Raw genomic sequence first — 8,541 nt, forward strand, 5'->3', positions numbered from 1 at the left:
AATACCCATGCCGGGCGCACATAGAAAAGACTAGTGGCTATAAATGGTCACTAGTCTTTTTTTGTATCCTTTTTTAAAGGGGTAAAGCGAGGTGGACATGAGTTGATTATTGTATATGTTGTAAGGTATAATAGACAAAGTGACTCGTGTTTTGTCACATAGAGAATAAAGTGGATTAATAAAGCTTTAAGATATAGGTGATAAGGATGAATGAACAACAAAAAGAATTATCGTTACAAGCAAATCAGCCAAAAGCTGAAAAAGATTATAGCCGCTATTTCCAACGTCCAAGCATCAATAGCGCTCGTAAACGTAGCCGTGAACAAGCACACGTTCACCGTGATTTCGTTATTGAACAGTCAATTAAGAATATTGGAAAAGGGAAGAAGTATTTAATTCAAACTTATGGTTGTCAAATGAATGAGCATGATTCAGAAGCGATTATCGGTATTGCAGAAGAATTAGGGTATAGTAAAGCTGAATCACAAGAAGAAGCTGATTTAATTATCTTAAATACGTGTGCTATTCGTGAAAACGCAGAAAACCGTGTCTTTGGTGAATTAGGGCGTTTAAAACGTTTAAAACGCACAAATCCTGATTTGATTTTAGGGGTTTGTGGATGTATGTCACAAGAAGAAAAAGTCGTTAATCAAATCATGGAAAAATACCAATATGTTGATTTAGTTTTCGGAACACATAACATCTACCGCTTACCAGAGTACATTCATAATGCATTAATGGGGAAAGAACGCGTGATTGAAGTTTGGTCTCAAGAAGGAGAAATTATTGAGAACATGCCTCGTACACGTCAAGGAAGTATTAAGGCATGGGTAAATATTATGTATGGTTGCGATGAATTCTGTACATACTGTATTGTACCGTATACACGTGGTAAAGAGCGTAGCCGTTTACCAGAAGATATCATTGCTGAGATTCAACACTTAGCAGCGGAAGGATATCAAGAAGTCACATTATTGGGACAAAACGTTAATGCATACGGAAAAGACTTCAAAGACCGTGAATATACATTCGGTGATTTATTAAACGATTTAAATAAAATCGATGTTCCACGTATCCGTTTCACAACATCACATCCACGTGATTTTGATGAAAAAACAATCGCAGCTTTAGCGAAACGTGGAAACTTAGTGGAGCATATCCATTTACCAGTTCAATCTGGAAATAATGAAGTTTTAAAACGTATGAACCGTAAATATACACGTGAAATGTATTTACAGTTAGTTCGTGATCTTAAAGCGGCGATCCCAGGCGTATCAATTACAACAGATATTATCGTTGGATTCCCAGGTGAAACAGAGGAACAATTCCAAGATACATTATCACTAGTAGAAGAGGTAGGATATGAAGGAGCCTTCACATTCATCTTCTCTCCACGTGAAGGAACACCAGCTGCACGTATGGAAGATAACGTATCTGAAGCAGATAAAAAAGATCGTTTAAATCGCTTAAATGAAGCAATTAATCGTGGATTCCGCGCTGGAAATAAACGCTTTGAAGGTCAAATCGTTGATGTTTTAGTTGAAGGAACAAGTAAAAATGATGATACGATGTTAGCGGGATATACACGCCACAATAAGCTAGTTAACTTCAAAGGAGATGCGTCTAAAATCGGTCAAATCGTTAATGTTAAAATCACTGAAGCTAAAACATGGCATTTAGCTGGAGAGATGGTTAACGATGACACAACAAACTAACTTACCTTCTTTTGAAAAATTAAAAGAAAAATTAGCAACCGATCCGATTATGGAACGTTATCGTCAATTAACGCAAAAGGTTCACCAAAATGAAAAACTACTAGCGTTATATGATGAATATATTAAAAAACAAAAAGAGCTCATTAAATTTGAGCATTATGGAAAGTTGAATGCGAAGTTACAAAAAGAAGCTGAAATGAAAGCTTTAGAAGATGAGCTTTACGATAATCCGCTCTTTAATGAATATATTCAGACTCAGATTGAGTTGAATGAACTCTTTTCGACGATGACTCATATAATACAATATAAGGTTAATAAACATCTTAGTGAATAGCTAAGATGTTTTTTAATTTTACATACTTTTGTGAGGCCAATGGGTGATAGGCGTTCAGGAAAATTCGTGAGGAGGCATGAAGTTTTTCTTGAATGAAATCTCATAAAGTCATTCAATTAAGTATCAAATAGGTTAAGAGCTGAATATAGTATCAGTGAGGAGGTATTAGGATGAATGATATTCGTGAAATTGTAACAAAAGCCGTAATCGGTAAAGGTAAAAAAAGATTTAAAATCACATCACCTCTTAATGATTTAAGAAGCCCAGCAGATAGTATCTTAGGATGCTGGATTATTAATCATAAATTCGGAGCAAGAAAATGTGATAATTCTGTTGATGTAAAAGGTGTTTATGACATTAACGTGTGGTATTCATTTGCTGATAATACACAAACTGAAGTAGCGCGTCAAACAATTGAATATGATGATCAAGTTAATGTTCATCGTACCATCCGTGATTGCTTATATGAAGGTGATGAAGTCATTGCGAGAACCATTCAACAACCAACTTGCGTCGATGCAAGAATTGAAGATGGTGAAATCGTTGTTGAAGTTGAGTTCGAAATTGTGGTTGAAGTCATCGGAGAAACAAAAATGCGTGTGTCAATCTTAGGACCAGTTGAAAACGACTGCGATACAGACGATGAAGAAGATGAAATCGACCAACAAATTAATCCAAACTTCTTAAAAAACTCACCTTTTAGAGGAGAATAAGGCAGAAATGCCTTATTCTTTTTTTTATTTCTGAGAAAATTATTCGAATGATTAAAACTCCTTAAATTCGTCTATCATAGAAGAAATTGAAATGTTTGTAATCGCGCCTTCCGAACGTCCTTAAATCGACACTTTATGCTATAATAAAAACATGTGAAAAAAGAAGGAGTTTTTATCATGCGAGATAAGTCTAAATACACACCTATGATGCAACAATATTTGACTATCAAAGAGAATTATCAAGACGCCTTTGTCTTTTTTAGATTAGGTGATTTTTATGAGCTATTTTTTGAAGATGCCCAATTAGCATCAAAAGAATTAGAAATTGCGCTAACTGGTCGTGAAGCAGGAGCTGAAGAACGTGTTCCTATGTGTGGGGTTCCTCATCACTCAGCTGAAAATTATATTAATCGTTTAATTGAACGTGGTTATAAAGTAGCGGTTTGTGAGCAGGTTGAAGACCCAGCGAGTGCGAAAGGGGTTGTTCGCCGTGAAGTCGTTCGTTTATTAACACCAGGAACAGTCATGAATCAAACGGCATTAAATGAAAAAGAAAATAACTTTATTTTATCAGTCGTTTCTTTTGAGGATGCCTATGCTATTGCGTACAGTGATTTATCAACCGGAGAAAACTATGCGATGCGTTTACCGAAAGAAGATCAATCATTAGTCGGGGAATTAATTAGTTTAGGATGTAAAGAAATCGTTATTGGATCTGACGTTGATGTTAAAATATTTTATAACTTACGTGCGCTCAAACAAATCGTGTTATCGTATGAAGAAGAACGCCTGATTCCAATTGAATATCAAATTTTAGCGGAGGAAGTGAACGATGGTTATTTAACGCAAGCCTTTGGTCGTTTAGTCAACTATCTAGTTCGTACGCAAAAAAGTGCACTCGGTCACTTACAACCGATTAGTTTAACAAAGAATGAAGACTATTTAAGCATAGATTATAATTCACGCCGAAACTTAGAGTTAACAGAGACCATCCGTTCAAAATCACGTCAAGGTTCATTACTTTGGTTACTTGATAAAACAAAGACTGCAATGGGAAGTCGTTTATTAAAACAATGGATTGAACGTCCATCAATTAATGCACAAATGATTAATGAACGTTTAGATGTAGTTGAATCATTCATGAGTGATTTTATGTTAAAAGAGGAGTTAAAGCGTCACTTAGATGAAGTTTATGACTTAGAACGTTTATCAGGGCGTATTGCGTTTGGAAATGCGAATGCACGTGATTTATTACAATTAAACTCGTCATTAAATCAAATCCCGCATATTAAAGCATTATTGAGTCAATTGCCAATGCCCACCATCCAGCAACAATTAGCTCGTATGGCGGATTGTTCTCATATTACGGATATTTTAGAAAAAGCAATCGTTGACAATCCACCCATTGGAATTAAAGAGGGTGGTATCATTAAAGATGGCTATCATGAGACACTAGATGAGTATCGTTACATTGTGACACATGGGAAAGAGTGGATTTTAGCATTAGAAGCGGCCGAACGTGAAAAGACAGGGATTCGTTCGTTAAAGATTAAATATAACAAAGTGTTTGGTTACTATATTGAAATTAGTAAAGCGAACTTACACTTAATTCCTGAAGATGCTGGTTATGAGCGTAAACAAACGTTGGTTAATGCGGAGCGCTTCATTACCAAAGAATTAAAAGAAAAAGAAAATTTAATTTTAAATGCAGAAGAAAAATCGATTCAATTAGAATATGAATTATTTAGTGAGTTACGCCAACTTGTTAAAAATGAGATTCCAAAGATTCAACAGATTGCAAAAGTGATGGCTTATTTTGATGTCCTTCAATCCTTTGCAACGATTAGTGAAGAGAATCGCTATACACGCCCTCAATTAAATCGTGAGCATATCATTGATATTAAAGATGGACGTCATCCAGTAGTTGAAAAGGTATTAAAAGACACACAATATGTTGAAAATAATTGTGTGATGCCATCGGATTTATCCATCTTGTTAATAACAGGTCCTAACATGTCGGGGAAATCGACGTACATGCGTCAATTAGCTTTAATTGCCATTATGGCTCAAATCGGATGTTATGTGCCGGCAAGTGTCGCTAATGTACCAATCTTTGATCAAATTTTTACACGTATTGGTGCAGCTGATGATTTAGTTTCAGGACATAGTACATTTATGGTTGAAATGATGGAAACGAATTATGCGCTTGAACATGCTACGAAAGATAGTTTAATTTTACTTGATGAAATTGGACGTGGAACAGCAACGTTTGATGGAATGGCCTTGGCACAATCCATTATTGAGTATGTTCATGATAAAGTCGGAGCGAAAACATTATTCTCGACACACTATCATGAGTTAACTCAATTAGAAGAGAAGTGTGAGCATTTAGAAAATCGCCATGTGCGTGCCGAAGAGCACGAAGGACAATTAATCTTCATGCATAAGGTCATGGAAGGACCATCAGATAAGAGTTACGGGATTCATGTCGCACAGATTGCAAAGCTTCCGACAAGTTTAATTTCTCGTGCAAAACAATTATTAGATGCGCTTGAACAAGATAAAACAGCCATTCAAAACTCACTGGAAACGGCAGTGAAAGTGGAGGTAGAACCTATTCAAGATCTCCCAGTAGTAAAGGAACCAGATGTAAAGCTACAACCAGCCCTTGAAGCCGAGCAAGGACAGCTATCGTTATTTGAAGTTGTAGAATCTCCTAAAAAAGAAAAAACAAAAGTTGAAGTTAAAGTAGAATATGTAAATCCTTATGAAGATATCATTAAGGAACTAGATCAGATTGATTTATATCAATTAACACCAATGCAGGCGATGAATGTCATGTATGAATTAAAGGTGAAAATGAATCAAAGAAAGTAGGTGACTTATGGGAAAAATACAGCGTATGAGTGAGCAACTGGCCAATATGATTGCAGCGGGAGAGGTCATTGAACGTCCCGCCTCGGTCGTGAAAGAGTTGCTTGAAAATGCGATTGATGCCCAAAGTACAAATATTGAAATTCATTTACAAGATTCAGGTGTTCGTCAAATTAAAGTCATTGATAATGGAGAAGGGATGAGTGAAGAAGATGCTCATCTCGCCTTTGAACGTCACGCCACAAGTAAAGTTAAAACACAATATGATATATTTAGAATTCAAACACTTGGGTTTCGAGGTGAGGCCCTTCCGTCAATTGCTTCAGTTTCAGATGTTCATGTAAAAACATCAGATGGCATCAATAGTGGATTGCATTTAAATATTAAAGGTGGCGATGTTCTTGCATCAAAACCAGGTGTCATGCGTAAGGGAACTGAGATGGAAGTGAATCATCTGTTCTTTAATACGCCAGCTCGTTTGAAACATATTAAATCGTTGAATACTGAACTGAGTCATATCACAGATTATATCAATAAGATTGCACTTTCTCATCCAGAGATTGCGTTTAAATTATTTAATAATCAACGACTATTATTCCAAACGAATGGCCAAAATAATTTACAAAGTGTCATTGCTAGTGTTTATGGTTTTGATATTGCGAAAAAGATGATCCCTTTTTCAGCGAAAAATGATACATATGAAATTTCAGGATTTATTAGTGATCCTATCATTAACCGTGCGTCTCGAAATTATATGACAATTATTGTAAATGGGCGTGCGATTCGTAATTATAATGTCATGCGCTCTATTTTAGAAGCCTATCATACCTTATTACCTAAAGATAAATATCCGATTGTGGTCCTTAATCTAAAGCTTGATCCGATGTTAGTGGATGTTAATGTTCATCCTGCTAAACTAGAGGTTCGCTTTTCACAAGAAGAAGCGCTAAGAACGTTTATTTATACAGAAATTAAAAAAGTGTTAAATCACGTGGAGTATATTCCACAACCAGAAATTAAAGCTCCCGTTATGCCTCAGCTATCAAAACCAGTTCAACAAACGCTAAGTTTCCAGGCAACCAAAGTAGAGACACCGTCAAAAGTGATTCAACCAGAACCAATGGTGATGAAGCAAAAGTTAGTCATTGAAGAAATTCAAGAGAGTACGGTCGTGACTGATGTGGAAGCGAATTCAGTTCACGAGGAGTCAGTTGAAACGATCGCACAATCAGTACCTTTAGCCCAATCGAGTCAAGAGAAACTTAAAGTGGTGGCACCAACGAAACTGGAAGAAGCGAAACTTGAACTTTATTATATTGGACAACTTCATGGAACGTATTTACTTGCTCAAAATGAAGAAGGACTATTTATTGTTGATCAACATGCAGCGATGGAGCGTGTGCAATATGAGAAAAATTATCAACTCTTACGTGATGTGAGTGGAGATTGTGTCGAGTTGTTGATTCCTATTGTATTAAAATATGCAGCTAACGAACTATTACTTTTAAAAGAAGCCCTTCCATCTTTAATGAAATTTGGTTTTGAAATTGAAGAATTCGGAGGTCAATCATTAGTCGTTCGTAGTATTCCTGTTTGGGCACAGAAATTGGATGCGAAATCGATTGTTGAGACAATTTTACATCAGGTGATTTTAGATAACCAAGTTGATATTGGGAAGTTGCGTGAATCAGTGGCAATTATGATGAGTTGTAAAGGATCAATTAAAGCGAATCAGTACATTAATGAGTATGAAATTAAAGAGTTGCTTCAAAGCCTTTGTTATTGTGAGCAACCTTATACGTGTCCGCATGGACGTCCGATTATCGTAAAAATGACAAAGTATGAAATTGAAAAATTGTTTAAACGCGTAATGTAGGTGAAAAAATGGATGTATTATGTATTGTTGGCCCAACAGCCGTTGGGAAAACCAAAATGAGTATCGAGTTGGCGAAGCAATTAAATGGTGAAATTATTAGTGGCGACTCGATGCAGATTTATCGTGGAATGGACATTGGAACAGCTAAAGCAACAATGGATGAGCGCCAAGGGATTCCACATCATTTAATCGATGAAAAAAATCCAGATGAACCATATTCTGTAGCCGCATTCCAACAAACCGTTCGTGCTAAAATGGAAGAGATTAAATCTCGTGGAAAGCTACCGATTATCGTGGGTGGAACAGGATTATATATTAAAAGTGTTTTGTATGATTATGAATTTGCTGGAGAATCTGAATCAAAAGAGATTGATGAAGCGAAGTATGGTCATTTAAGTAATGAAGAGTTACATGCTAAACTTGCAGCTGTTGATGAAGCGGGGGCAAAAGACATTCATCCTAATAACCGTAAACGTGTTATTCGAGCACTTGAAATTTATGAAACTTCAGGGGTTAAAAAATCTGAAATGATTGAAAAACAAGAACATAAAATGATTTATGACGCTTGCTTAATCGGATTAACGGATGATCGTAATGTTTTATATGATCGTATCAATAAGCGTGTTGATACGATGTATGAAACAGGGTTAGTTGAAGAAGTAAAAGCTTTATTTGATGAAGGTATTCCGGCTGAATCTCAGTCGATTCGAGCGATTGGATATAAAGAACTTTATGATTATTTTAAGGGATTGATTTCATTAGAAGAAAGTAAAGAATTAATTAAACGAAATTCCCGACGTTATGCAAAACGTCAATATACATGGTTTAATAATCAAATGGATGTTACATGGTTTAAGGTTGATGTACAACATTTTGATAAAACAGTTAAAGAAGTGTTAACTTATGTTCAGAATAAATAAAAAGGAGATTTTTAATCTCCTTTTTATGTGCGCCCGGCATGGGTATTATCTAACGGGTTAAAGTCCCGAGTACGTCCAAGTAGCGGAAAGTACATAGCCTAAGACAAGG

Annotated in this window: 6 protein-coding genes; all 6 read left to right on the top strand. The window is 35.9% G+C overall.

Annotated features, from left to right (window positions below; translation table 11 throughout):
- Positions 1 to 206 precede the first annotated feature (206 nt).
- The 6 genes from miaB (at position 207) to miaA (ending at position 8,432) form a co-directional block, all read left to right on the top strand.
- Positions 207 to 1,715 carry a tRNA (N6-isopentenyl adenosine(37)-C2)-methylthiotransferase MiaB gene (miaB, locus tag NEH75_RS13415; protein WP_055241271.1) on the top strand — a complete coding sequence of 503 codons (1,509 nt, stop codon included), beginning with the start codon at positions 207 to 209 and terminating at the stop codon, positions 1,713 to 1,715.
- A complete protein-coding gene (locus NEH75_RS13420; RefSeq protein ID WP_055241270.1) occupies positions 1,699 to 2,049 on the top strand; it encodes a YlbF family regulator in 351 nt (116 codons plus the stop codon). The genes miaB and NEH75_RS13420 overlap by 17 nt, the downstream gene beginning before the upstream one ends.
- Before the next feature lie 170 nt (positions 2,050 to 2,219).
- A complete protein-coding gene (gene cotE, locus NEH75_RS13425; protein ID WP_055241268.1) occupies positions 2,220 to 2,762 on the top strand; it encodes an outer spore coat protein CotE in 543 nt (180 codons plus the stop codon).
- A 177-nt stretch (positions 2,763 to 2,939) separates the two neighbouring features.
- Positions 2,940 to 5,639, top strand: a complete 2,700-nt coding sequence (gene mutS, locus NEH75_RS13430) for a DNA mismatch repair protein MutS (protein WP_055305025.1) — start codon at positions 2,940 to 2,942, stop codon at positions 5,637 to 5,639.
- Between the two features lie 7 nt (positions 5,640 to 5,646).
- On the top strand, positions 5,647 to 7,512 hold the full coding sequence (gene mutL / locus NEH75_RS13435) for a DNA mismatch repair endonuclease MutL (RefSeq protein WP_055305023.1): 1,866 nt from the start codon (positions 5,647 to 5,649) through the stop codon (positions 7,510 to 7,512).
- Positions 7,513 to 7,520: 8 nt separating this feature from the next.
- On the top strand, positions 7,521 to 8,432 hold the full coding sequence (miaA, locus tag NEH75_RS13440) for a tRNA (adenosine(37)-N6)-dimethylallyltransferase MiaA (protein ID WP_055305021.1): 912 nt from the start codon (positions 7,521 to 7,523) through the stop codon (positions 8,430 to 8,432).
- Positions 8,433 to 8,541: the final 109 nt, after the last annotated feature.

It is taken from the genome of Turicibacter sp. T129, assembly GCF_025594975.1.
In the GTDB taxonomy this organism is placed as follows: Bacteria; Bacillota_I; Bacilli_A; order MOL361; family Turicibacteraceae; genus Turicibacter; species Turicibacter bilis.

Excerpts from the sequence above, each read along its gene's own strand:
- cotE (WP_055241268.1), top strand. The coding sequence starts at position 2,220 with ATGAATGATATTCGTGAAATTGTAACAAAAGCCGTAATCGGTAAAGGT.
- mutL (WP_055305023.1), top strand. The coding sequence starts at position 5,647 with ATGGGAAAAATACAGCGTATGAGTGAGCAACTGGCCAATATGATTGCA.
- NEH75_RS13420 (WP_055241270.1), top strand. The coding sequence starts at position 1,699 with ATGACACAACAAACTAACTTACCTTCTTTTGAAAAATTAAAAGAAAAA.
- miaB (WP_055241271.1), top strand. The coding sequence starts at position 207 with ATGAATGAACAACAAAAAGAATTATCGTTACAAGCAAATCAGCCAAAA.
- mutS (WP_055305025.1), top strand. The coding sequence starts at position 2,940 with ATGCGAGATAAGTCTAAATACACACCTATGATGCAACAATATTTGACT.
- miaA (WP_055305021.1), top strand. The coding sequence starts at position 7,521 with ATGGATGTATTATGTATTGTTGGCCCAACAGCCGTTGGGAAAACCAAA.